This window comes from Bacillus sp. 1NLA3E, from assembly GCF_000242895.2.
In the GTDB taxonomy this organism is placed as follows: Bacteria; Bacillota; Bacilli; order Bacillales; family Cytobacillaceae; genus Bacillus_BU.
Map to the genome: position 1 here is coordinate 795,688 of NC_021171.1, position 22,731 is coordinate 818,418.

The following is a 22,731-nucleotide window of genomic DNA, read 5'->3' on the forward strand; positions in this document are numbered from 1 at the left end:
CAAGAATAACTAGACTTAAAGGAGAATATTTTGTACAATATTTTCAGAATATTTATTTTTATCGGTTATTGTTTTGAAATAATATTTAAGGGGAGTGGTTCTAGCTAACTGTCTTGAATTTTTTGACTATACTGAAAAATCGAGAAAATGGGGGCTATTTAATGAACAAACGAAAGGCAACGGGAATTTTCATGTCACTTTTACTTTCAACTGGATTGATTGCCGGTTGTAGCAGCGGAGACAAGGCTAGTAACTCAAGTTCGGACGGCAAGGATAGTGGGGGAACTATTAAAGTTGGCGCGAACTTAGAATTGTCTGGTGGAGTGGCATCTTATGGACAATCTATTGAAGAAGGTCTTGATTTAGCAATTGATGAGATTAACAAAGAAGGAGTAAACGGTAAACAACTTAAGATTGTTAAAGTTGATAATAAATCTGATGCAGCAGAAGCAACAAGTGGCGCTATTAAACTAGCAACACAGGATAAAGTGGTAGCAATTATTGGAGCAGCAACAAGTACAAATACACTTGCTCAAGTTCAAGTTGCAGATGAAAACAAAATACCTTTGATTACACCAACCGGGACAAACCCTACAGTTACCTTTGACAAGGGAAAAATAAATAAATACGTGTTTAGAACATGTTTTATTGACCCATTCCAAGGAACAGTAGCCGCAAATTTCGCCACTGATGAATTGAAAGTAAAGAGTGCGGCAATTTTAATCGACAATTCCAGTGATTATGCGAAAGGACTTGCTGATGCTTTTAAAGCATCGTTCAAGAAAAACGGTGGGAAAATTGTTGGAGAGGAAGCCTATGTGGCAAAGGACACAGATTTCCGTGCAACTCTTACTCGAATCAAATCGAAAAATCCTGAATTTGTATTTGTACCGGGATACTATGAAGAAGTTGGGCTAATCTTAAAACAAGCTCGTGAAATCGGGATTAACGTACCGTTTATGGGTGGAGATGGCTGGGATTCTCCGAAACTAATTGAAATCGGTGGTACGGCAGCAACGAATAATACTTATATTACAAACCATTATTCTTCTGGGGATCCAGATGCAAAAATTCAGGAATTTGTTAAAGCATTTAAAGCAAAATACGATGGCAAATCTCCAGATGCCTTTAATGCGCTTGGTTATGATACAGCTTATTTCCTAGCCGATGCAATCAAGCGTGCTGGAAGTGAAGACCCTGCGAAAATTCAAAAGGCACTTGAAGAAACGAAAGGTCTAGCTTTAGTATCAGGAAAAATGACACTAGATAACAAACATAATCCAGTAAAATCAGCAGCAATTCTAAGTTATGAAAATGGGGAACAAAAGTTTAAGGTTAAAGTTAATCCTTAAGTAATTTAGAAAATGGAATAGGGGGCATGCCCCCTATTCTGAATTTATTTTTGATGATTGAAGGAAAAAAGAAAGGAGAGTGCGAAATGGAACTATTTCAACAACTTGTAAATGGAATCTCACTCGGAAGTATTTATGCACTAATCGCGCTCGGCTATACAATGGTATATGGCATTGTTAAATTAATTAACTTTGCTCATGGTGATGTATTTATGGTAGGTGCATTTATTGGATTTTATTCCATTACAATATTACATTTAAGTTTCTTCCCAGCTTTACTTTTAACAATGGCCGCTTGTGCAATATTTGGTGTTCTAATTGAAAAAATTGCTTATAAACCGTTGCGAAATGCTACGAGAATTGCAGCGCTGATAACGGCAATCGGGGTATCGTTATTAATAGAATATGGAACTATTTATTTACGCGGTGCTCAACCCGAGGCCTATCCAGGAGATGTTCTCCCGACTAAGAATATTGATATTTTTGGAGTATCCATTAATGGTCAATCCTTATTTATTTTGGGCATTTCAATTGCGTTAATGATTTTACTACAATTTGTAGTGCATAAAACCAAAATTGGGAAAGCAATGCGTGCTGTTTCCTACGATTCTGAAGCAGCACAATTAATGGGAATAGATGTTAACAAAACAATTTCAGCTACGTTTGCGATTGGCTCGGCACTTGCAGGGGCAGCCGGCGTCATTTTTGGTACTTATTATATTAAAATTGAGCCTTTAATGGGAGTTATTCCAGGCTTAAAGGCATTTGTAGCAGCAGTTTTAGGTGGAATTGGTAGTATTCCAGGAGCAATGGTTGGTGGACTTGTATTAGGCACAATTGAATCACTTGTTAGTGCTTTAGGCTACTCTTTATGGCGCGATGGTGTTGCATTTATTGTACTTATTCTTATTTTAATTTTCCGTCCATCCGGGCTATTTGGCAAAAACGTTAGAGAGAAAGTGTAGGGAGGAGGAAAATAGATGATTTCGATCAAACGCACAAAAGGATTTTGGCTATCAATCGTGTTAGCTTCTATTGTATATATTACGATTCAATTTTTAATTACAGGGCAATATTTAAATTCATTTTACATTAATACCCTTTTTACAATTGTTATTAATATTATGCTTGCGGTTAGCCTTCACCTTATAATTGGGATTACCGGGCAGTTTTCGATAGGTCATGCAGGCTTTCTCGCTGTTGGTGCTTATGCTTCAGCCATTATTTCTGTGAAGCTTGGCTTACCTTTTCCTGTTGCACTACTTGTTGGTGGACTAGCGGCTGCGGTCGCAGGGTTAATTATTGGAATTCCAAGTCTCCGTCTAAAGGGTGACTACCTGGCAATCGCCACATTGGGTTTTGGAGAAATTGTCCGAATTACCATGTTAAATATACCTTATGTTGGTGGAGCAAGTGGAATGCAAGTTACTCACTTAACAACATGGCCTTGGGTATTTATATGCCTGTTGGTGACTCTTGTTGTCATCACGAACTTTACGAATTCAACTCATGGACGAGCTTGTATTTCGATTCGTGAAAATGAAATAGCAGCAGATGCTATGGGAATAAATACGACTTACTATAAGGTTGTAGCATTTGCAATGGGAGCATTTTTTGCAGGGGTTGCTGGTGCTTTATATGCGCACAACTTCTATATTATTCAGCCTACTAACTTTGGGTTTTTAAAATCATTCGATATTTTAATTTTTGTTGTACTAGGTGGGTTAGGAAGTATGTCCGGTTCTGTTATTGCCGCAATCTTACTGACCTTTGTATCAACATTCCTACAGGAGTATCCTGAAACGAGGATGATTATATATAGTCTGGTCCTCATTGTTATGATGTTATATCGTCCACAAGGATTACTAGGTACAAGAGAGTTAACATCTTTCTTTAAAAAGCAGAAAGCTGTTGAGGGAGGGGCCAAACAGTGACAACAAAGACATCATTGCTTAAAGTTGATAGTGTTGGGATCCGATTCGGCGGGTTAAAAGCTGTTTCTGAGATAAATGCAGAATTAAACAAAGGGGAACTAGTTGGTTTAATTGGTCCAAATGGAGCAGGAAAAACGACATTTTTCAACCTACTTACAGGTGTGTACGTTCCTACCGAGGGAAACATTACTTTTAATGGGCAACGTTTGAATGGATTAAAGCCATACAAGATCACGCGCAAAGGAATCAGCCGTACCTTTCAAAATATTAGGCTTTTTGACGAGCTATCTGTTCTTGATAATGTAAAAGTTGCCTACCATTCCAATGCCAAGCATACTATTCTTAGTTCTATATTCCGTTTACCTACCCATTTTAAAGGTGAAAAGGAAATGGAAGAGAAGGCAATTGATTTTTTGAAAATATTTAATTTAGATGGGTTTAAATATGAAAAGGCAAAAAATTTGCCTTATGGGCAGCAAAGACGCTTAGAAATAGCCAGAGCATTAGCTGCACAACCGGAGCTTTTATTACTTGATGAGCCGGCAGCAGGTATGAACCCCCAAGAAACACATGAGCTGATGAAGCTTATTTCTTTTATTAGAGAAAAGTTTGGACTAACTGTGTTGCTTATCGAGCATGATATGCAGTTGGTTATGGGCGTGTGCGAACGAATTTATGTACTGGACCACGGACAATTAATTGCTCAGGGTACACCAGACGAGATAAGAAATAATCCAAAAGTCATCGAAGCGTATCTCGGAGAGGAGGCTCCAGCAAATGCTTAAGGTTAATGATATTAATGTATATTATGGAAATATCCAAGCTTTAAAAGGAGTTTCCCTGGAAATTAATCAAGGGGAGATCGTGACTTTAATCGGCGCAAATGGTGCTGGGAAAAGTACTCTTCTCAAGTCGATTTCTGGGTTGTTAAAACCGAAGCAAGGGGACATCCTTTATGAGGGAGTTTCAATTGCTGGGAAACCAGCTCAAACAGTTGTAAAACGAGGAATCTCGCACGTTCCAGAAGGCCGTCGCGTATTTGCCAATATGAGTGTGGAGGAAAACTTAGAGCTTGGAGCATTTTTGCGAAATGATAAGGCAGGGATCCAAGCGGATTTTGAAAAAGTATTTCAATTATTCCCACGTTTAAAAGAGCGCAGTAAGCAGCAAGCAGGTACTTTATCTGGTGGTGAACAACAGATGCTCGCCATGGGACGGGCCTTAATGGCACGACCTAAACTACTTCTATTGGATGAGCCTTCAATGGGATTAGCGCCGATTTTAGTCAAAACTATCTTTGACATCATTAAACAAATAAATAAAGATGGAACAACCATTTTGTTAGTGGAGCAAAATGCTAATATGGCACTTTCTGTTGCACATCGTGCCTATGTTATTGAAACGGGTCGAGTTGTCCTGTCTGGAACTGCTGAGGAGCTTAATGCAAGTGATCAGGTAAAGATGGCTTATTTAGGAGGACATTAATTAAATAGAGATGTGTGCACAAAAAACAGGTGATCCATTCGACTGGATCACCTGTTTTTTTATGCCTAGAACTCGTCAATTATTTGTGTGAGGATCCATTCTTTTCTTGAAAAAGTACATTCTCTCACGTGATTCCCTTTACTTGTGTACAAACCTTGAACGAATGTCCTGGAATAGGGGAATTTCCCTCAGATGATAGGGAAGTTCCCTGATATTCTTAAACAAGATCCGACAAGTACAATAAATATATATTTAATTGTATTTTTTTTTTGAGGAGGACTTAAGATGCAGGCAAAACTTTCACCTAATAAAGAAACGGGGCATTCGTTTCAGAATGCATTTGCTTCCCATTTTGCAAAATCTATGTTTTTAACTGTTTTTGGACTTATCATTTTAGTTTTTGTTGGAACGAGAATGTTTACACACATTGATATGAACCTATATGGATACATGGTTGGAACCATTGTATTTATAGGTGGATTCTTTTATCGTTTTATAGCCTGGGGAGAAAGACCACCCACAAAAATAATCATCAAAAAGGGTCTTAAACTTATATTTAGAAAATCGACTCCGAAAACCTCAGTAGAGCATTTAGCTACATACAATTTTATTTGGAATCGGGGTATTTACCGCTGGACGCAGCATCTTTTAATAGGCTGGGGTTGTATCCTTTCGTGTTTTGTGACCTTTCCACTCGTCTTTGGTTGGATGTACTTCACGATGCAGGATAATGGTTATTATACGATTGTAGTGATGGGAATAGATGTTATGAAAATAAAAGCTGATGGAATGATCGGCTTCCTATCCTACAATGCCTTGAATTTTACGGCAATGATGGTCATTACTGGAGTTTCGATGGCACTTTACCGCAGGATAAAAAATATGCAAGCCCGAGCGGAACAAAATTTCATTTATGATTTCTTACCGCTTTACTTACTACTTTTTATTAGCATAACGGGATTATTACTAACCTTTATGAACGTCTTTTTACATGGTGCAGGTCAACCGATTATGTCCATTATTCATCAATTTTCAGTCATCATCACACTCATCTATCTTCCTTTCGGAAAGTTAGCTCATATTCCGTTTCGACCAATGAGTGTTTTAGCAAAAAACTACCGAGAACATTATGCAGAACAAGCAATGAAGGAATGTAAGGTTTGTGGTGAGAAGTTCGTATCGAATGAACAATCACAGGATGTCATTCAAGTTTTAGAAGTGAACGAAATCGAGTTCAAAACAAGTCAAGGAGCCCATTTAGCAGAGCTATGCTTACCATGTCGTCGAAAATATCGAATTGCACAGTTCGCAGGATTTCCTACCCATGAAGTTAAGGTAAAGGAGGCAAATCAAAATGCAAAGGGATAAGTTTTTTAAAGAAATCGAAAACGTGATTCATCCAGGGGAAAAATTAATCAAAACACACTGTAGCTATTGTGGAATGCAATGTGGGATGAATTTGCGGGTCAATATAGCAACGAACAAAATTATTGGAGTTGAGCCTCGTTATGATTGGCCAGTTACGGTTGGGAAAATGTGTCCAAAAGGAGTGACAGCTTACCAGCAAACAAACCATGATGATCGGATTTTAAAACCGCTAATCCGTGATAACGCAGCTTTGAAAGGGACAAAAGATGGCTTCCGTGAAGCTACATGGGAGGAAGCTTATGACTTAATCGCCCAAAGATTTCAAGAGCTTCAATCTGACTATGGCAAGGACTCGTTAAGTGTCTACAGCGGTGTATCGATGACAAATGAAAAATGCTACTTAACTGGGAAATTTGCCCGTGTCGGACTGCAAACGCGCTATATAGATTATAATGGCCGCTTCTGTATGTCTAGTGCAGCTGGTGGGTTTTTAAGAAGTTTTGGTGTTGACCGGGGATCAACGCTACCATGGACCGATCTTCACGAAACAGATTGCTTGTTTATCGCTGGTAGTAACACTGCAGAATGTCACCCCACTTCAATGTTCCGTGTTTGGGCGGTTCAAGAGCGCGGTGGTTACTTAATTGTTGCTGATCCTCGTGAAACACCAATCGCTAGACGTGCAGATGTTCATCTTGACCTAAAGCCAGGAACGGATCTTGCACTTGCTAACGGAATCTTAAATCTGTTAATCGAAAACGGCCATGCTGATGAGGAATTTGTGAAAAATCATACAAATGGTTTTGAAGAAACAAAAGAACTTGTGAAACAATTCACACCGGAATATACCAGTGAGCTAACTGGTGTTGCACCTGAAAAAATTATTCGTGCCGCAGAAATTTACGGAAAAGCTCCGAATGCGATTGTCATGTTTGCTCGCGGAATTGAACAGCAGCATAAGGGTGTTGATAATGTTTCAGGCTACACCAACCTAGCATTAGTTACCGGCAAAATTGGTCGTCCGAAGGCAGGCGTTGCCACTTTTACTGGACAAGGTAATGGGCAGGGCGGTCGTGAGCATGGCCAGAAAGCAGATGCTCTTCCTGGTTATCGTAAAATCAATAATCCGAAGCATGTTGAAGAAGTCAGTAAAGTATGGGGAATCACACCAGAAGAAATGCCAAAAGAGGGCGTTTCAGCCTATGAAATGTTTGAGCTCATGGAACAAAAAACAATTCGTGGCTTGTACTTATTATGTTCGAATCCAGCCGTATCTGCACCCAATTTAAATTATGTTCGAGAACAGATGAAGAACCTTGACTTCATGGTTTGTGTGGACTTCTATCTATCAGAATCAGCGGAATTTGCTGATGTGGTACTGCCAACCGTTACTTGGTCTGAAGATGAAGGAACAGTAACCAACCTGGAAGGCCGAATTATTAAAATCAACAAAGCACAAGAGCCAGTTGGAGAATCAAAGCCAGATTGGCAAATTCAAGTTGAATTGTCTGAGCGTCTTGGTAGAGGTAAGTATTTTTCACATTTACAAACTGCTAAGGATGTTGCGGATGAATTTCGTTTAGCCTCTAAGGGGGGGTATGCCGATTATTATGGTGCAACATGGGACAAGATCGAAAAACAAGATGGCGTATTTTGGCCTTGTAAAGATGAATTGGATGAAGGGACCCCACATATGTTCCTTGATAAGAAATTCTATCATCCCGATGGTAAAGCTAAAATTTGTGCATTACCATATCGACCACCTGCTGAAGAGCCGGACCAAGATTATCCAATCCGACTGACTACGGGACGTGTTGTATACCACTATTTATCTGGTAACCAAACAAGGAGAATTCCATTTTTACGTGATATGTGTCCTGAACCTTTTGTGGAAGTACACCCAGAGCTTGCAGCTCAATACAATATTGAACACGAAGAAGTGGTCCGGCTATTCACTCGGCGTGGAGAAGCAGACTACAAGGTTAAAATTACCGAAGCCATTCGAAAAGATACTGTATTTGTTCCTTATCATTTTGGTCATGACCAATCGATTAATTTACTAACTATTCCAGCTCTTGATCCGATGTCGCGGATGCCCGAGTTTAAAGCGTGTGCTGCACAGATTGAAAAAATAGAAATGAAGGTGCAATAAATGAAAAAGAGGCTCTATATTGAACTGGATAATTGCATCGGATGCCGTTCTTGTTTGGCTGCTTGTACACAGTGTGGAGGTCATGAAGAACGCAACCGTAATTACGTTTACGATGTGAACCCACTTGTTAATCGGCAGACTATGCCTCTAATGTGCCTTCACTGTGTGAACCCAGCATGTGCAAGAAGCTGTCCGGCTCAAGCGATTCAAATCCATGAAACGGGTGCAGTCTTGTCAGCACTTGTTGAAAAATGTATCGGCTGTCAAAACTGTACGATTGCTTGTCCATATGGGATTCCAAAATTTGATACCGAGCAAAACCTGATGTATAAGTGTGACCTTTGTATCGACCGCAGTAAAGATGGGATTCCACCAATGTGTGCAAGTGTTTGTCCAACTAACACATTGCAATGGTTAACAGATGAAGAAATAGAAAATAAGAAACAAGCCTACAATATGGATAATGGTAAATGGGTAACAAGTTCGCCTTATCTTGAAAATGAGACGAATGTTCGAGTTAATCTTCCCGGTATTTTACAGGGAATTACCAAGTTGTTTTAGGAGGGATTAGCATGACAGAAAAAAATAATAAAATCCCCTTTGATGAAGATAATTACACTCATAATATAAACCGAAATAATGAACGAAAACTCGATCGCCGGGGATTTATGAAAACATTGGTAGGTGCAGCTGGAGTATTTGCTGTTTCGTCCCTACCTTGGGGAGGGCTAGCTGCCAAAGAGCTTGTTGGTCTGGGTGAAAAGGAATATAAACATAAAAAAATTACCGATGTAAAAGCATTAGCAATTGGTGATGCCGTTGATTTTAAGTTTCCTGGTGAACATGATGACGCCATTCTGATCCGTTTGTCAGATGAAAAGTATGTAGCGTACCAAAATGCATGTACCCATCTTCGTTGCCCCGTTTTTTGGGTAAAAAAAGAGGGTGAGATGATTTGTCCGTGCCATCACGGGAAATTTGATGTTGAAACAGGTTCACCGATTGCGGGACCGCCGCGTCGTCCACTGCCTGAAATTCAAATAAAAGTAGAAAAGGGTGCTGTGTACGCAGTGAAGGTGAAGCGGTATGAAGCGTAGATACTTTAGTGTTGTTTTACTTTGTTTAATCTTATTGCTCAATCTTGCTTTTACTCAGTATATGGTCCATCAATATTTTTATCAAAATTATTTGAATGCCCTTATTTCTAGCATCATTATTATTCTGTTGTTTCCAATCGCGATATACGTTTACAAACGTGATCAAAAGCGGAAGGCGTGAAAAATTGATGAACAATGAGACTTACCTCGATTTTTGCTTTATTAGAACTGAAGTTGGAAATTTCGCCAAAGATATCAACAGTATGCTTACCAGTCTGTTTGAAGGAGTACGTCTTAACTGGTATTTAGAAGAAAAAACAGTTGAGGGTGCGGAGATGGTCGTGGCGGAAGTAAAAGGTATGAGCAACTGGTCTTCTGAAGAAGAAACTGTTCAATTTCTTGAAGAACATGCAGGAGAGGTATTTTGGCAGTATCTACAAGGGTACAAGTTCTTTATATATCCAGCTGCGATGAGAGGATGTACAAGCTGTGAAACGTTTTAATATCGATACATTACAGTCATTTGTTTCTGAACCTGTTGATGTTGCCATTATAGATGAGCAAGGTGAAGAAAGAGCTCCATTTGTCAGAAAGACTGTTCAAAAATTGGATATATGTCCTGATCAAACGCACCTAAGAATTTATTTCGATAAAATCCACTTTTTTGCAGTGCCACTTCATTCAAAAATTACTCTAACAAGTAATGAATGGTCTGCCCTTGACCATGAAAATGAACTAAAATACATTATTAGGAAGGTCGATAAACATGAGTAATCCACAAAGAATCACTTCTTGGGAACCGGAGAACGAGCAATTTTGGAAATCAGGAGGAAAAAAACACGCTAATCGAAATTTATGGATTTCTGTACCATCATTAATGCTGGCATTTATCGTTTGGCAAATTTGGTCGGTTGTTGCAATCAGATTAAATGATATTGGTTTTTCGTTTACAGAAAGTCAATTATTTACATTAGCTGCCATTCCTGGATTAGTTGGAGCAACGATGCGGTTTTTCTATACATTTGGAGTTGGGAAATTTGGTGGGCGTAACTGGACCGTGTTTTCAACAGCAGTCCTTTTGATTCCGTCAATTGGAATTGGACTTGCCGTTCAGAACCCTGATACTCCTTTTTCGATCATGTTACTACTAGCGGCATTATGTGGTCTTGGAGGCGGAAATTTCTCTTCCTCATCAGCCAATATTAGTTTCTTTTTTCCGAAAAAAGAAAAAGGTACTGCGTTAGGAATCAATGGTGGTCTTGGCAACATGGGTGTTTCAGTCGTCCAATTTGTTACCCCACTTATTATCACAACAAGTACTTTTTCGTTCTTAGGTGATGCCCAGGTTTTAGCAAGTGGAGATAAATTATGGCTTCACAATGCTGCTTTCATTTGGGTGATTCCAATTATCATTTTGACGATTGCTGCATATTTCGGAATGGATAATTTGCCAGGTGCAAAGCAATCGGCTAAAGATCAATTTGTAATTGTGAAACGGAAACATACTTGGATTATGACATGGTTATATGTTGCGACATTCGGATCTTTTATTGGATATTCTGCAGCATTCCCTTTATTATTAAAATCACAATTTCCTGAGCACATTTCACTTGCATTCCTAGGTGCATTTTTAGCGGCTGCTGCTCGTCCGGTTGGTGGCTGGATATCAGATAAAATTGGCGGAGCAAAAGTTACCGCCGTGGTCCTAGTTGTAATGGGAATTGGCGCAAGCGGGGTCATCTACTTTTTAAATGAAAAGCACTTTGCTGGTTTTCTGGTATCATTCTTAATTTTGTTCCTAGCATCTGGTCTAGGCTCGGGTTCTACCTTCCAAATGATTCCGAGTATCTTCTCTGTAAAAGAAGCAGCACCCGTGATTGGTTTTGCCGCTGCATTTGCAGCCTATGGTTCATTCTTTATCCCTAAGCTTTTTGGCTGGTCTATGAAAACAACTGGTACTCCTGTAACAGCCTTTTATTTCTTTATTGCATTCTACGTTATTTCAATCGCTTTAAACTGGTTTTACTATCAAAAAAATGGGAAAAAAATAGCATCAACAGTTTCACAGGCTTCATAAATATGATGACCATACTTAGGCGCCAGGAGCATTCCTCAGGCGCCCAAGTATGCTTGTCTAATTAATTCCAGCAGCTAAAGGAACTTTGTGCATAATGGAGGTAGATTAAAAATGGAGACCATTCCAACGAACAATATTTCTTCTTATATTATTCGTTCACAGGAAGAAGAGATGAAGCGGGTTGCTGTGGAGCTTCATGAAGGTGTCGGCCAAACTTTATATAGTATCTTTACAGGCTTACAGGCAATTGAAGCAGGAATTGCTCAACCGCAAACGAAAAGGTATTTAAAGGATATGGCCCAACTACTTGAAAAAACGATTCAAGAGATTAGATTATTTTCAGTAGAATTATATCCCCCCACCTTAACGACGCTTGGCTTGTTACCGGCGATCAAAAATTACACGAAATTGTATACATCTACGTTTGGCGTAGAAGTAGCCGTAGAGTGTATTGGGAAAGAGATGCCCATTCCAGAGGACAAGAATATAGCCTTGTTTAGAGTTTGTCAGGAAGCAATGGCGAACATTGCCAAATATGCTGATACCTCGGAAGCAAGGATTTGCTTTACATGGGAAGAAAAGTTCTTAACAATAGAGATAACTGATTTAGGAAGAGGATTCGATGTAAATGATAAAATAAGTGATTCCTTCGGATTAGAAGCCATGAGGGGAAGAATGAGTTTAATCGGTGGTGAATGTACCATTACATCGGAACTGGGCGTTGGGACTTCAGTGAAAATTCAATTGTCTATTTAAAGGTTGAAAAAGTTAGACATCCTAAATGACGCAACAATTAAAGGTGGGTTAACCTTGATTAAAATTTTACTTGTAGATGACCATGCAGTTGTACGGATGGGTTTATCCATGCTGCTAAATAACCACTCTGATATGCAAGTAGTCGGTGATGCCTCCGAGGGTAATGAAGGAATAGAAAAGGCGATTGAATTGAATCCAGATGTTGTGTTGATGGATTTAAGTATGCCACATGGTAAAGACGGGCTCTCAGCAACTTTTGAGTTAAAAAAGCTGAAGCCAGATATGGCAATTTTAATTTTAACGATGCATGACGATGAAGAATATCTTTTCCGTGCCATCCAAGCGGGGGCAGCTGGTTGTATTCTGAAAAGTGCTCCTCAAGATGAACTATTGGGTGCAATACGATCCGTTGCTGAAGGTGATGCCTATCTTAATCCCTCGGCTACAAAGAAATTAATGAATGAGTATATGGGGACTGTTAAACAAGGAAAAACGGATACATACGGCCTCCTTTCAGATCGAGAAAAGGAAGTCCTAACACTCATTGCGAAAGGTTTTTCAAATAAAGAGATTGCTGAACAATTAACGATTAGCGTAAAAACAGTGGAAACTCACAAAGGAAAGTTAATGGAGAAACTGAAAATGAAAACGAGACCTGAACTTGTCGCTTTTGCATTAAAAAAGGGGCTTCTTGGGTATGGAATGTAGAGGAACGGAACTATGATGAAAGGGATAGATAATGATCCCGCTGTTATACAGTCCTGTGATCAACTTTTGAATCAAATAAACTGTGATTTTGTAGGGTTGGCCATTCAAAATACCATCGGTCCAGATATTAGATGGCATTATGCGGTTGGTAACCGTAATGAAAAGTATAAAAAAATCACGGTGCGCTATGGGAAAGGGATTGCTGGGAAAGTGATTTCAACAGGCAGTCCGATGATGATTGACCATTTTCCAAATCATATTTTAGGTAAAGCAATTGAGTATCCAATAATGCTGGCTGAAAAGCTAATTTCAACCTATGCCGTTCCCATTTTTCTAAACAGTTCCCCAAAAGGGGCGTTGTTGGTTGGACGAAGGAGTTCTTATACTTTCTTAGAAAATGAACGATTGGTTGTTCAAGATTTTGCGAAAAATATGGAAGAAATGCTAGCAAATCTCGAGTTAAAAGAAGAGTTGAAGAGATCTATGCAGGAATTAGTTGATTTGAAATTATCGCTTGATTATGAAATTACACAGCGAAAAACATTTGAAGATGAACTGCAAAAAATGGCGACAAAAATTATTGATGTTCAAGAAGAAGAGCGAAAAAGTATTTCAAGAAATCTGCATGATGGCCTAGGCCAAAATTTATACAGTCATTTAATTACCATTAACTTGCTACAAGCACAGATTAATCATCCATTAATTGAACAGATGCAGAGGGAAGCCAAGCAATTAATTGAGGAAGTTAGAGAAATCTCATGGGAATTACGTCCTTCTGTTCTTGATGATCTTGGACTTGTACCAGCCATTCGTTCCTTTTTGGGTAGATACAGTAATTTTTATCATATTGAAGTCCATTTTAATTGTTTTCTGCATCACCGCTTAGATATTAACAAAGAACTTACGATATATCGGATTATTCAAGAAGCCTTAACGAACATCCGTAAATATGCTGATGTGAAAGAAGCATGGATCACATTGAAGGAATTAGAAAATACCGTAATAGTATCGGTAGAGGATTGTGGAAAAGGGTTTGAACCAAGTCAAGTTTCCAGAGGAGTAGGGATTTTCAGCATGGAAGAAAGAGCTCGTGCCGTTGGTGGAGTGTTTCATTTGCAGTCCATTCCGGGAAAAGGTACAAAACTATTTTTGGAAGTACCAATATCAGGAACAGCTTCGATTTAAACCAATTTCGCAAAATGTTGTTGGTTACTGTCTAAAAACTTACCCTGTTTGCCGTCATCATCGTAGCTATTGCCTAGTACGCATTATGGTGGCGGCTTGCCTCAAGCATTTTTGGAAGCCCAGATTGAAAGGTAGGGAGAAGTTCGCGAATATCAAAGGAACGTTACGATTGATTGTAATGAGTATGATCAGAATCCCCTGAAGAACAGAGAGCCCCGTTGAAATCCACATATCGCTCCTTACCTCACGTGATATGGTACCCTGTGTTAGACCAATTGCTTTTGCATAAATCATATTAACTCGGTGTGGTTTATTTGGACCCTCGTCATAATCATATTCGGATTCAACCTTTTAGGCCCGATATTGATTTGGTTTAGGATCAAAAGTAGGTCTCTTCTATTCATAAAAAAAACAAAAGGATGGGAAGCAACAAAATAACTGATGAAAATAGAAGTCATTGCCATTAGTTTGTTATATTAATAATTTTCGGAAAAACATAAGAAAACACTTCACAAATGAGGGGAAAGGGGATAAAATGAACTTAATCTTAATCTAATAAACCCCATAAGAAAAGTTGGTTTAAGTTTTTAGATTAAATTTAAGTTTAATGTGGAGTTGAAATGAATGAAGAAACAAGATAAATCAATCCCTCGACCTCTTGTCCGTACAAATCAGTGGTTTATAGTTATATCTGTATGCATTTCTTTAATATCTGGTCAAGAATGGGTCTTGGCATTTCCATTGTTAGCTGGATTAATGGGCCTATTTTTTGGCTTTAATCCCGTAATGAAATTTGCTAAATTATTTTTGAAAAAACAACCTTCAGAATATATTCCAGAAGATTGGAATCAGCAACAGTTTAATCAAGTCATTTCCGTTGTTTGTCTAGCGTTAGGCTTAGTAAGCTTCTTATTAGGCTGGACCATTGTAGCCTACGTTTTCACAATTATGGTCGGCATAGCTGCATTTGTTGCTATCTTGGGCTTTTGTGTTGGTTGCTTTATTCGCTTTCAATGGCAACAATACATGTACAGGAGATCCATTCAATAGTTTCCAAACAAAAAACAGGATCCTTTAGGTCCTCAGATTGTCGAGAAAGTTTATTTTCTCGGCAATTTTTCATTTTTGTCAGAACATTGAATGCCGATTTTTAATATGAGATTGTCCATGCTAACGGACTTGTTGATTTCCTCTCCAGGCTCACCGCCCGCCCCACGGAAAGCGTAGCGCCTGGAACGGAGATCAACAGACGTATTGAACAGCCTATTTATTAACAAATTAACGCGGTTAATCACTAAAGTTTTTAGGTGAAATAATAGACTGTCGAGAGTTTCTCGACAGTCTGAGGATCCTTAGGTCCTGTTTTTTGTTTAAGTATGGCATCCACTACTCAAAAGCTCGATGTATGGGGAGGATAATCTTAAATGTTGTTCCTATTCCAAGCTTACTAGATACTTTTAGTTCCCCTTGATGTGATTCAATCATTTTTTTGCACATCATCAAACCAAGCCCATTGCCACCTTCTTTTAAAGTAAAGAAAGGTTCACCAAGTTTTTTTAGTGTCTCATTTGATATTCCAATACCCGTATCGATAAAATCGATATGAATATAGTTTGAATCCTCTTGTCCAATCTTAATCATCAAAGTACCGCCTTTAGGCATAGCCTCGAATGCGTTTTTAATAAGATTAATAAAGACTTGCTTTAAATGATTTTTTTCACAAATGATTACTGGGTTCAGTTGTTCTTGTTTGTGAATAATAATTTCTATATTATTCATAATTGCCTGTGGCTGTAAAAGTGCAACCACTTGGTTGATGATGGTGGTAATGTTTTCTGATTTATAATGCAAAGCTTGAGGTTTTGCTACAGCCATGAATTCGTTGGTAATCAGTTCAATCCGGTCGACCTCTTCTAACATTATGTTTACATAGGTTTGGTTTTGTTCACTAATATCAGTTTTAATTAGTTGTAAAAACCCCTTTAATGTTGTCAAAGGATTGCGAACCTCATGGGCAATCCCAGCTGCAAGTTCCCCCAAAACCCCGAGCTTCTCAGAACTTCGAATCAACTCTTCCATATGCTTAACTTTTGTGATATCCGTCGCCGATCCGATAACTTCTACAACTTGACCGTCAAGAAAAATCGGTTTTAAAGAGAAAAATAAGGAAAGATCATGATAGTCCATTTCAAAGGTAACCTTTTCTCCTGAATTCCAGGCAAGATTATAATAGTGCAAAAGATGCTCTGCATTTGACGGAAGGACTTCCTCTAATTTCTGTTTCCTGATTTTTTTTGGATCTAATCCCATTTTATAAAGGAGTTCACCATTGCATAATGTATGGAAAAATTCATTTCCTCGTTTTCTAAATATAAAAATCAGGCCTTGCTGTTCACGGATGATATCGTCCAGTTCTTGCCTTGCACGACGAATTTTTTCCTCAGCAATTTTGTCTTCGCTAATCGCTGAAAAGTAAAAACCTTTCATAATGAAAAAATAACCGATTACTTTGAAGATATGGCCAGTAAAATTATCAAAATCATAAACACTTCGATACATTGTGAAAATTAACTCAGAGATAAGTAAAAAATAAAATGACAATAAGATGTACAAAGAAGAAGTTTTTTTTGTTTTTTTGTAATGAACAAAATTTATGACCATGGAGGCCAAATATAGAAAACTAACGAAATACTCGATGCCGTTTTTTAAAGGAGTGGTTCCAATTCTTTCTATTACGACTAATGGCAACTTGTCTTCAAAAGCAAAAATGGTTTGGGCAACAAGAGAAATATAAACAATTGAAATGAAAAAAAGTAGGAACCTTGGATCCCTTTTCATTCTTTTGTCAGGAATTAAGAGAATGATAGTAACAAAGATTGAAGCGGTAAGTCTACTAACAAGCCAGAACCAAATGGAATTATTGATTGAACCCTCTGTAATAAAATAAGGCATTTCTTTAAAGGAAAGAGTATGAAGGAGGTCAAGGATCCCAATAGTAAAAAAGATGAAGGATAATAATATTAATCTTCTGGATTTGGTATAGGAGAACACTTTCCACCCATAAGTGAATATAGCTATCGATATAGAAATACTAAAAAATTCTAGAATGATATGAAAGCTCGTATAAAATTTTGGGATGTAGGTAGGGAAAATATCTAGAAAATAAAAATGAAATAGCACAAATAATAATGTGCCACTAACAGCATAAAGTAAGATTTTTCTTTCAAAGGTGTTAGGGGTCCACAATTTTATCATCTCTTTCATGTGATTTTAGTAAGGGTGGTCATTTAGCATGATCCATGAAGTGGTTCATTGTTTTCCTAATTTTTAAAATAGTCACAAATATATACTATCGTTACAAAACAGCGCGGTCAATATTGATTTTATATTTAAATCAAAGAGTGCTTACAATCTTGGAGTTTTTTCAATTACGGTAAGGCAGCCCATTGCAATTTATAGTAAAATGAAAGGAGGATAAATTGGACGAGTGGAAAAAGTTAATATCTATCTCTTTTCCTTTAACTAAGAATGAAGCCTCGTGGAGGATAAAATAAGGAGAGTTTAGCAGTTGATGTGGAAAAAATGGATTTTTGTTTTTTTAGGGGTTGTCCTCGCTATTTTTATTTTACCGCATAGTTTGCCACTAATTTTTGCACTTCTTACAGCGTTATTACTGGAGGGGCTGGTTAGTTGGCTAATTGAAAAGTTACGATTCAGCAGACTACAATCGGTTATTGCAGTATTTACAGGCTACGTGCTTATGCTTGTGGTAATTGGATATAATACCATTGCAATTATAACCACCCAAACTGTGACGTTGTCTGAGAAAACCCCAACCTTTGTGAAAGATCTTTATCGTTCTGCTATTAAACCATTAATTAAAAAATGGGAGTCATACTCACAGAGTTTGCCAAAGGATGTTATTGGGTCAATTGAAAATACTGTAGAAAACTCGATCAATTCGCTTGATTCATTCATGCAAGGAATGGTTCAAGCCATTATAAATTTTTTAACCGTGATTCCAGGTTTTTTAATCGAGTTTTTAATTTACTTAGTGGCTCTATTTTTGATCAGTCTTGAACTTCCAAAGTTGAAAGTTAAGCTAGATAATTATTTAACTGACCAAACGAAAAAGAAGTTTTATTTAGTTACAACCCAATTGAGCAAGGCTGGTATAGGATTTATTAAAGCACAAATTATCCTAAGTTTTATAACATTTACTATGGCTTTTGTCGGCTTAACTATATTACGCGTTCCATACACAGCCTTGCTTTCATTGTTAATCGTCGTTGTAGATATTTTACCAATTCTGGGGACAGGGTCTGTTTTGGTTCCATGGGCTGTGGTAGCTATTCTTCAAGATAATTCTTTTTTAGGAATTGGACTGATCATCTTGTTTTTTGTAATCACGATCGTTAGAAGGATTATTGAGCCTAAGGTGTACTCAAGTAGTTTGGGAATTTCCCCGCTTGCTTCACTTATTAGTTTATATATCGGCTTTAAGTTGCTAGGTATAGTAGGAGTGTTTCTAGGACCAGCAGTGGTAATTGTTTATGACACGTTAAAAAAGGCCAACATCATTAAAATGAATTTTAAAATTTAATATCATATAAAAATGAGGTGACTCTTTGGGGAGAGCCTCATTTTTTATCGTTCTCCGACAGAAGACTCCCACCTCAAGGAATGTGAAGGGAGGAGCCCAATGAGTAGGTGGGAGATGAATGTCGGTTGGCGTTAGCCAAAACGTTCCTCACCATGGTATAATAAGAACGAATGTTCCTGTTTAGTGAGGTGAGATTCATGCAGGTCAACAAAGCCTATAAATTTCGTATTTATCCAAATAAAAAACAGATTGAATTAATTAATAAAACCATCGGATGTTCAAGATTTGTCTTCAATTTTTTTCTAGGCAAACAAAAAGAAAAAGATGCTTATTGGTATATTGTCGAAGAAATGGTTCAAAACGGTCAACTTCCGATAAATAACTGGAGGGGCCAATTCCTAAACAAATATGAAACATTAAAATCACTGCCTGAACTTAAGAAGCATTATTCTTTTTTGAAGGAAGTCGACAGTATTGCTTTGCAAAAATCGGTTGAGAACTTAGCGGATTCCTGTGGTCGATATTACAAAAAGCAGAATAAACAACCACTTTTTAAATCAAAAAAGAATAGAGTTCAATCTTATACCACTAAACAGACGAATGGGAATATAGCTGTCATGAACAACTATATAAAATTACCAAAGCTAGGTCATGTCCGTTTTCGAAAAGTCGTGAAGTAGAAGGAAGAATTTTGAATGCAACCATTAGACGAAATCCTTCTGGTAAATACTTTGTTTCTCTCGGAACAGAAATAGAAGTAGCAGAATTATCTAAATCAAACTCTGTTGTTGGAGTTGATCTGGGCATTAAAAACTTTGCCATTCTTTCAGATGGAACGATCTATTCCAATCCAAAGTTTTTCCGTACACTAGAAGAAAAGTTAGTCAAAGCACAACAAACTATGAGCAGACGAACGATAGGCGGTGCGAACTGGTACAAAGCCAAAAGAAAAGTCGCACGTATTCATGAGAGAATAACGAACGCAAGAAAAGACTATTTAGACAAAATCTCCACCCAAATTGTCAAAAACCACGACATTATTGGGATGGAAGATTTGTCAGTATCAAACATGTTAAAGAATCATCATCTTGCCAAAGCCATTAGTGAGGTATCTTGGTCGCAATTCAAAAGTATGATTGAATATAAGGCTAAATGGTACGGTAGACAAGTCATAACCGTAGCCAAGAACTTCGCCAGCAGTCAACTTTGTTCTTGTTGTGGCTATCAAAACAAAGACGTAAAAAATCTTGGATTACGTGAATGGGAATGCCCAAAATGCCATACCTATCATGAGAACAGAGATATTAACGCAAGTATCAATCTTAAAAATGAAGCCATAAGACTTCTAACCGCAGGGACTGCGGGGCTAGCCTATTAAAATAACTGAAGGATACTTCGGTGTTCATAGGAATCCCCTTTTTCAATCAGACCGTAAGGTTTGATAAGGAGGGGTAGTTCAATGGCGTTGTTCTTTCAAATCGGACTGGAAAGTCATATTTTTAGAAAAAGCGAGTAAGCTAAATGAGTTGATAAGCAGATGGTTTTACAATTTATTCATATTAATCTAAATTTATCTTATTGGATAAATAAATAATTCGCTAGGAGAGTGTTTTATGTTTGATATAGCTATTATTGGTGCGGGGCCCGCTGGGGCAAGTGCAGCACTATTTTCTGCCAAAGCAGGGAAAAAGACACTTTTACTTGACCATGGAAAAAGCATGACGGCAAGAGCGTGGATGGAAAACCATTATGGGATTGAAGCGATTGAAGGGCCAGAATTACTTGCGATTGGACAAAAGCAAGCAACTAAATTCGGTGCTGACTATAAAAAAGAGGAAGTAACAGATGTTCAGGAAGACAATGGAAGCTATGTGATTCAAACTGAACAAGGTTCCTATAAGGCTCAACATGTAATTTTAGCAACTGGGGCATTAACCGATCTTGCTGAAAAAATTGGTGTGGTGACAAAGGCTGGAACTGAACCAAGAATAAAAACAGTGGTAGATGTTGATCAAAATGGTAAAACGAATAAAAGTGGAATTTGGGCAGCCGGAACGATCGCTGGTGTAAGCGTTCATACGATTATCACTGCAGGTAATGGCGCAAGTGTTGCAATTAACGTGATAAGTGAATTAAATGGCACACGTTATGTTGATCATGATGTAATAAAAAAATAATAAGCACAAAAGAAAGAGGGTGTCTGTAGACACCCTCTTATTGTTGAAAAAGGTTATTATCTCGGCAAAATTTCATTTTGTTAGAAAATTAAATGCCAATTTTTAATATGAGATTGTCTATGCTAAGGGACCTGTTGATCTCCGCTCCAGGTGCTTCGCTTTCCGCGGGGCGGGCGGTGAGCCTCCTCGGCGCTAAAGCGCCGAGGAGGCTCACCTGTCCCGCTGCTCCCGCAGGAGTCTTCGCACCTTCCGCTCCAATCAACAGGGGGCAAATCAACCTTTAGAATTGCAGCACACCTTATCCAACCTAGCTAAATGTGTTGCAATTTTTTTTATGTTTTGGAAGGCTGCAGTAAGGAGAGCCTGTTCACTTATATTCTTAAATCCTCGTAACCGGCAGGAGCGAAGCCCATGCAGCTTCGCTCAATTTTTTCTTTTCTAAATTTATAAAGCATTTTTCCTGATTTAGATAAGCGATTCTCCTTTTCTTTTAATGGCTTTTTCCGTGTTTGATTCTCCTATTGCTTTGTTCAAGTCATCAAAATATTCCTGAGTCCTTGAATTTCAAACCTAAAAACCAACGGTAGGGGACGTTTGTTCTTATTTCCCGTTCAGAACGAATGCCATAAAGATAACCAATGAACATCATTTAAAAAAGAATAAGGGGATCAGTAGGCGTCCGTTTTGAAGCGCCTGGAACGGAAATCAACAGACCTATTGAAGAGCCTATAAATAAATAATCATTAATAATATCTCAATAAATTAACGCGGTGAATTATTAATTTTTTTAGGTAAAATAATAGACTGCCGAGAGTTTCCCGACAGCCGCTTTCTTTTTTAAAAAATTGCATTTAATATAAAATATATTAAGCCGGCTACTAATGCTGATATTGGTAAGGTAATAACCCAGGTAATCAACATCCGTTGTGCAGTTCCCCATTTAACCCCTTTTAAACGGTGGGAGGAACCTACTCCTAGAATAGAGGAGGAGATGACATGTGTTGTACTAACAGGAAGATGAATATACGTTGCACCAAAAATAATCATTGCACCTGTTAAATCGGCAGCTACCCCGTTTACTGGGCGAATTTTCATGATTTTCCCGCCAACTGTTTTAATGATCTTCCATCCCCCGATTGATGTTCCAAGTCCCATGGAGATAGCACAGGCAATTTGCACCCACAATTGAATATCGTCGGAGGATTGATAGTTATTAGCAATCAAGGCCATCGTGATAATTCCCATTGCCTTTTGTGCATCGTTAGTCCCGTGTGTATAGGCCTGCAAGGCAGCAGTCCCAATCTGAAAGAAGCGGAAATTTCGGTTGGTTTTCGTTAAGTTTAAATTTTTAAAAACAATCTTAAAAATGGTATAAACAGCATAACCAACAGCAAATGCTAAAATTGGCGATAAAATTAATGCTTCAATGATCTTTATAAATCCGGCATAGTTTAATGAGCTAAACCCGGCAGCTGCAATAGCAGCACCGGCAATTGATCCGATAATCGCATGAGACGAGCTACTTGGAATACCAAAATACCAAGTTAGTAAGTTCCATATAATAGCAGCGATTAAAGCAGCAAGAATAACTGTTGGACCATTATGGAGTGTAAAAGGATCAACAATATCTTTGGTGATTGTTTTGGCAACTCCGGTAAAAGAAATAGCACCTAGAAAGTTCATACAAGCAGCTAAAATAATCGCATGTCTGGGCTTAAGGGCTTTAGTCGAAACCGATGTTGCAATGGCATTAGCTGTATCGTGAAACCCATTAATAAAATCAAATGCAAGGGCACATACAACAATAAGTATTGTGATAATTAACATTGAGTCGGCT

Annotated in this window: 21 protein-coding genes and 4 pseudogenes; 21 read left to right on the forward strand and 4 right to left on the reverse strand. The window is 38.1% G+C overall.

All coding sequences use genetic code 11. The features are described from left to right. Positions 1–161: 161 nt before the first annotated feature. The 17 genes from B1NLA3E_RS03960 to B1NLA3E_RS04035 all read left to right on the forward strand — a co-directional run bounded on the left by B1NLA3E_RS03960 (position 162) and on the right by B1NLA3E_RS04035 (position 15,164). Positions 162–1,352, forward strand: coding sequence for an ABC transporter substrate-binding protein (locus tag B1NLA3E_RS03960; RefSeq protein WP_015592547.1), 1,191 nt, complete (start codon positions 162–164; stop codon positions 1,350–1,352). A gap of 86 nt (positions 1,353–1,438) precedes the next feature. Next, positions 1,439–2,317: a branched-chain amino acid ABC transporter permease gene (locus B1NLA3E_RS03965; protein WP_015592548.1), complete on the forward strand. Its 879-nt coding sequence runs from the start codon at positions 1,439–1,441 to the stop codon at positions 2,315–2,317. A 15-nt stretch (positions 2,318–2,332) separates the two neighbouring features. Further along, positions 2,333–3,286 (forward strand): branched-chain amino acid ABC transporter permease, encoded by a 954-nt coding sequence (locus B1NLA3E_RS03970; protein WP_015592549.1) that lies wholly within the window; start codon positions 2,333–2,335, stop codon positions 3,284–3,286. Continuing rightward, the gene (locus B1NLA3E_RS03975) at positions 3,283–4,071 is read left to right on the forward strand and encodes an ABC transporter ATP-binding protein (protein ID WP_015592550.1); all 789 of its coding nucleotides are present in this window, start codon (positions 3,283–3,285) and stop codon (positions 4,069–4,071) included. Before B1NLA3E_RS03970 ends, B1NLA3E_RS03975 begins: the two co-directional genes overlap by 4 nt. Next, on the forward strand, positions 4,064–4,771 hold the full coding sequence (locus B1NLA3E_RS03980) for an ABC transporter ATP-binding protein (RefSeq protein ID WP_015592551.1): 708 nt from the start codon (positions 4,064–4,066) through the stop codon (positions 4,769–4,771). The genes B1NLA3E_RS03975 and B1NLA3E_RS03980 overlap by 8 nt, the downstream gene beginning before the upstream one ends. A gap of 285 nt (positions 4,772–5,056) precedes the next feature. Further along, entirely contained in the window at positions 5,057–6,139 is a 1,083-nt protein-coding gene (locus tag B1NLA3E_RS03985; protein ID WP_015592552.1) for a hypothetical protein, read from the forward strand. Beyond that, positions 6,126–8,291 (forward strand): molybdopterin oxidoreductase family protein, encoded by a 2,166-nt coding sequence (locus B1NLA3E_RS03990; protein ID WP_015592553.1) that lies wholly within the window; start codon positions 6,126–6,128, stop codon positions 8,289–8,291. The genes B1NLA3E_RS03985 and B1NLA3E_RS03990 overlap by 14 nt, the downstream gene beginning before the upstream one ends. Next, positions 8,292–8,852 (forward strand): 4Fe-4S dicluster domain-containing protein, encoded by a 561-nt coding sequence (locus tag B1NLA3E_RS03995; protein ID WP_015592554.1) that lies wholly within the window; start codon positions 8,292–8,294, stop codon positions 8,850–8,852. An 11-nt stretch (positions 8,853–8,863) separates the two neighbouring features. Beyond that, the gene (locus tag B1NLA3E_RS04000; protein ID WP_015592555.1) at positions 8,864–9,388 is read left to right on the forward strand and encodes a Rieske (2Fe-2S) protein; all 525 of its coding nucleotides are present in this window, start codon (positions 8,864–8,866) and stop codon (positions 9,386–9,388) included. Beyond that, positions 9,378–9,569, forward strand: coding sequence for a hypothetical protein (locus B1NLA3E_RS23565; protein WP_083935046.1), 192 nt, complete (start codon positions 9,378–9,380; stop codon positions 9,567–9,569). Before B1NLA3E_RS04000 ends, B1NLA3E_RS23565 begins: the two co-directional genes overlap by 11 nt. 7 nt (positions 9,570–9,576) lie before the next feature. Beyond that, a complete protein-coding gene (locus tag B1NLA3E_RS04005) occupies positions 9,577–9,891 on the forward strand; it encodes a hypothetical protein (protein ID WP_015592556.1) in 315 nt (104 codons plus the stop codon). Further along, entirely contained in the window at positions 9,878–10,162 is a 285-nt protein-coding gene (locus tag B1NLA3E_RS04010; protein WP_015592557.1) for a hypothetical protein, read from the forward strand. Before B1NLA3E_RS04005 ends, B1NLA3E_RS04010 begins: the two co-directional genes overlap by 14 nt. After that, positions 10,155–11,465 carry a NarK family nitrate/nitrite MFS transporter gene (locus B1NLA3E_RS04015; RefSeq protein ID WP_015592558.1) on the forward strand — a complete coding sequence of 437 codons (1,311 nt, stop codon included), beginning with the start codon at positions 10,155–10,157 and terminating at the stop codon, positions 11,463–11,465. The genes B1NLA3E_RS04010 and B1NLA3E_RS04015 overlap by 8 nt, the downstream gene beginning before the upstream one ends. A 111-nt stretch (positions 11,466–11,576) precedes the next feature. Continuing rightward, positions 11,577–12,221 carry a sensor histidine kinase gene (locus B1NLA3E_RS04020; RefSeq protein ID WP_015592559.1) on the forward strand — a complete coding sequence of 215 codons (645 nt, stop codon included), beginning with the start codon at positions 11,577–11,579 and terminating at the stop codon, positions 12,219–12,221. A 54-nt stretch (positions 12,222–12,275) separates the two neighbouring features. After that, complete coding sequence (locus B1NLA3E_RS04025) at positions 12,276–12,929, forward strand: response regulator (RefSeq protein ID WP_041580285.1); 654 nt, start codon at positions 12,276–12,278, stop codon at positions 12,927–12,929. A gap of 12 nt (positions 12,930–12,941) precedes the next feature. Next, positions 12,942–14,114 (forward strand): GAF domain-containing sensor histidine kinase, encoded by a 1,173-nt coding sequence (locus B1NLA3E_RS25525; RefSeq protein ID WP_015592561.1) that lies wholly within the window; start codon positions 12,942–12,944, stop codon positions 14,112–14,114. A 624-nt stretch (positions 14,115–14,738) separates the two neighbouring features. Next, on the forward strand, positions 14,739–15,164 hold the full coding sequence (locus tag B1NLA3E_RS04035; protein ID WP_015592562.1) for a DUF4395 domain-containing protein: 426 nt from the start codon (positions 14,739–14,741) through the stop codon (positions 15,162–15,164). A gap of 336 nt (positions 15,165–15,500) precedes the next feature. Here the strand turns inward: B1NLA3E_RS04035 and B1NLA3E_RS23190 are convergent, their stop codons facing one another. Then, a complete protein-coding gene (locus tag B1NLA3E_RS23190) occupies positions 15,501–17,378 on the reverse strand; it encodes an MASE3 domain-containing protein (protein WP_015592563.1) in 1,878 nt (625 codons plus the stop codon). Between the two features lie 307 nt (positions 17,379–17,685). On the opposite strand from B1NLA3E_RS23190, the gene ytvI reads away from it, so the two are divergent. From ytvI to B1NLA3E_RS04055, 4 genes and pseudogenes are all read left to right on the forward strand, one after another. After that, positions 17,686–18,717 (forward strand): sporulation integral membrane protein YtvI, encoded by a 1,032-nt coding sequence (ytvI, locus tag B1NLA3E_RS04045; RefSeq protein WP_015592564.1) that lies wholly within the window; start codon positions 17,686–17,688, stop codon positions 18,715–18,717. A gap of 197 nt (positions 18,718–18,914) precedes the next feature. Next, positions 18,915–19,023 (forward strand): annotated as a pseudogene (locus B1NLA3E_RS25945) (helix-turn-helix domain-containing protein); the annotation flags it as partial. Between the two features lie 140 nt (positions 19,024–19,163). After that, positions 19,164–20,095: pseudogene (gene tnpB / locus B1NLA3E_RS04050) on the forward strand (IS200/IS605 family element RNA-guided endonuclease TnpB); the annotation flags it as partial. A gap of 235 nt (positions 20,096–20,330) precedes the next feature. After that, positions 20,331–20,894: an FAD-dependent oxidoreductase gene (locus B1NLA3E_RS04055; RefSeq protein WP_015592567.1), complete on the forward strand. Its 564-nt coding sequence runs from the start codon at positions 20,331–20,333 to the stop codon at positions 20,892–20,894. 273 nt (positions 20,895–21,167) lie between these two features. Here the strand turns inward: B1NLA3E_RS04055 and B1NLA3E_RS23580 are convergent. The 3 genes and pseudogenes from B1NLA3E_RS23580 to B1NLA3E_RS04060 form a co-directional block, all read right to left on the reverse strand. Then, positions 21,168–21,373 (reverse strand): annotated as a pseudogene (locus B1NLA3E_RS23580) (transposase); the annotation flags it as partial. Positions 21,374–21,447: 74 nt separating this feature from the next. Next, positions 21,448–21,576: pseudogene (locus B1NLA3E_RS23585) on the reverse strand (transposase); the annotation flags it as partial. A 155-nt stretch (positions 21,577–21,731) separates the two neighbouring features. Beyond that, on the reverse strand, positions 21,732–22,721 hold the full coding sequence (locus tag B1NLA3E_RS04060; RefSeq protein WP_015592569.1) for an inorganic phosphate transporter: 990 nt from the start codon (positions 22,719–22,721) through the stop codon (positions 21,732–21,734). Positions 22,722–22,731 lie beyond the last annotated feature (10 nt).

What these genes read in the sequence shown, in the direction of transcription:
- B1NLA3E_RS03960 (WP_015592547.1), top strand. Translation starts at nt 162, where the DNA reads ATGAACAAACGAAAGGCAACGGGAATTTTCATGTCACTTTTACTTTCA.
- B1NLA3E_RS03965 (WP_015592548.1), top strand. Translation starts at nt 1,439, where the DNA reads ATGGAACTATTTCAACAACTTGTAAATGGAATCTCACTCGGAAGTATT.
- B1NLA3E_RS03970 (WP_015592549.1), top strand. Translation starts at nt 2,333, where the DNA reads ATGATTTCGATCAAACGCACAAAAGGATTTTGGCTATCAATCGTGTTA.
- B1NLA3E_RS03980 (WP_015592551.1), top strand. Translation starts at nt 4,064, where the DNA reads ATGCTTAAGGTTAATGATATTAATGTATATTATGGAAATATCCAAGCT.
- B1NLA3E_RS03985 (WP_015592552.1), top strand. Translation starts at nt 5,057, where the DNA reads ATGCAGGCAAAACTTTCACCTAATAAAGAAACGGGGCATTCGTTTCAG.
- B1NLA3E_RS03990 (WP_015592553.1), top strand. Translation starts at nt 6,126, where the DNA reads ATGCAAAGGGATAAGTTTTTTAAAGAAATCGAAAACGTGATTCATCCA.
- B1NLA3E_RS03995 (WP_015592554.1), top strand. Translation starts at nt 8,292, where the DNA reads ATGAAAAAGAGGCTCTATATTGAACTGGATAATTGCATCGGATGCCGT.
- B1NLA3E_RS04000 (WP_015592555.1), top strand. Translation starts at nt 8,864, where the DNA reads ATGACAGAAAAAAATAATAAAATCCCCTTTGATGAAGATAATTACACT.
- B1NLA3E_RS23565 (WP_083935046.1), top strand. Translation starts at nt 9,378, where the DNA reads ATGAAGCGTAGATACTTTAGTGTTGTTTTACTTTGTTTAATCTTATTG.
- B1NLA3E_RS04005 (WP_015592556.1), top strand. Translation starts at nt 9,577, where the DNA reads ATGAACAATGAGACTTACCTCGATTTTTGCTTTATTAGAACTGAAGTT.
- B1NLA3E_RS04015 (WP_015592558.1), top strand. Translation starts at nt 10,155, where the DNA reads ATGAGTAATCCACAAAGAATCACTTCTTGGGAACCGGAGAACGAGCAA.
- B1NLA3E_RS04020 (WP_015592559.1), top strand. Translation starts at nt 11,577, where the DNA reads ATGGAGACCATTCCAACGAACAATATTTCTTCTTATATTATTCGTTCA.
- B1NLA3E_RS25525 (WP_015592561.1), top strand. Translation starts at nt 12,942, where the DNA reads ATGATGAAAGGGATAGATAATGATCCCGCTGTTATACAGTCCTGTGAT.
- B1NLA3E_RS04035 (WP_015592562.1), top strand. Translation starts at nt 14,739, where the DNA reads ATGAAGAAACAAGATAAATCAATCCCTCGACCTCTTGTCCGTACAAAT.
- B1NLA3E_RS23190 (WP_015592563.1), bottom strand. Translation starts at nt 17,378, where the DNA reads ATGAAAGAGATGATAAAATTGTGGACCCCTAACACCTTTGAAAGAAAA.
- ytvI (WP_015592564.1), top strand. Translation starts at nt 17,686, where the DNA reads ATGTGGAAAAAATGGATTTTTGTTTTTTTAGGGGTTGTCCTCGCTATT.
- B1NLA3E_RS04055 (WP_015592567.1), top strand. Translation starts at nt 20,331, where the DNA reads ATGTTTGATATAGCTATTATTGGTGCGGGGCCCGCTGGGGCAAGTGCA.
- B1NLA3E_RS04060 (WP_015592569.1), bottom strand. Translation starts at nt 22,721, where the DNA reads ATGTTAATTATCACAATACTTATTGTTGTATGTGCCCTTGCATTTGAT.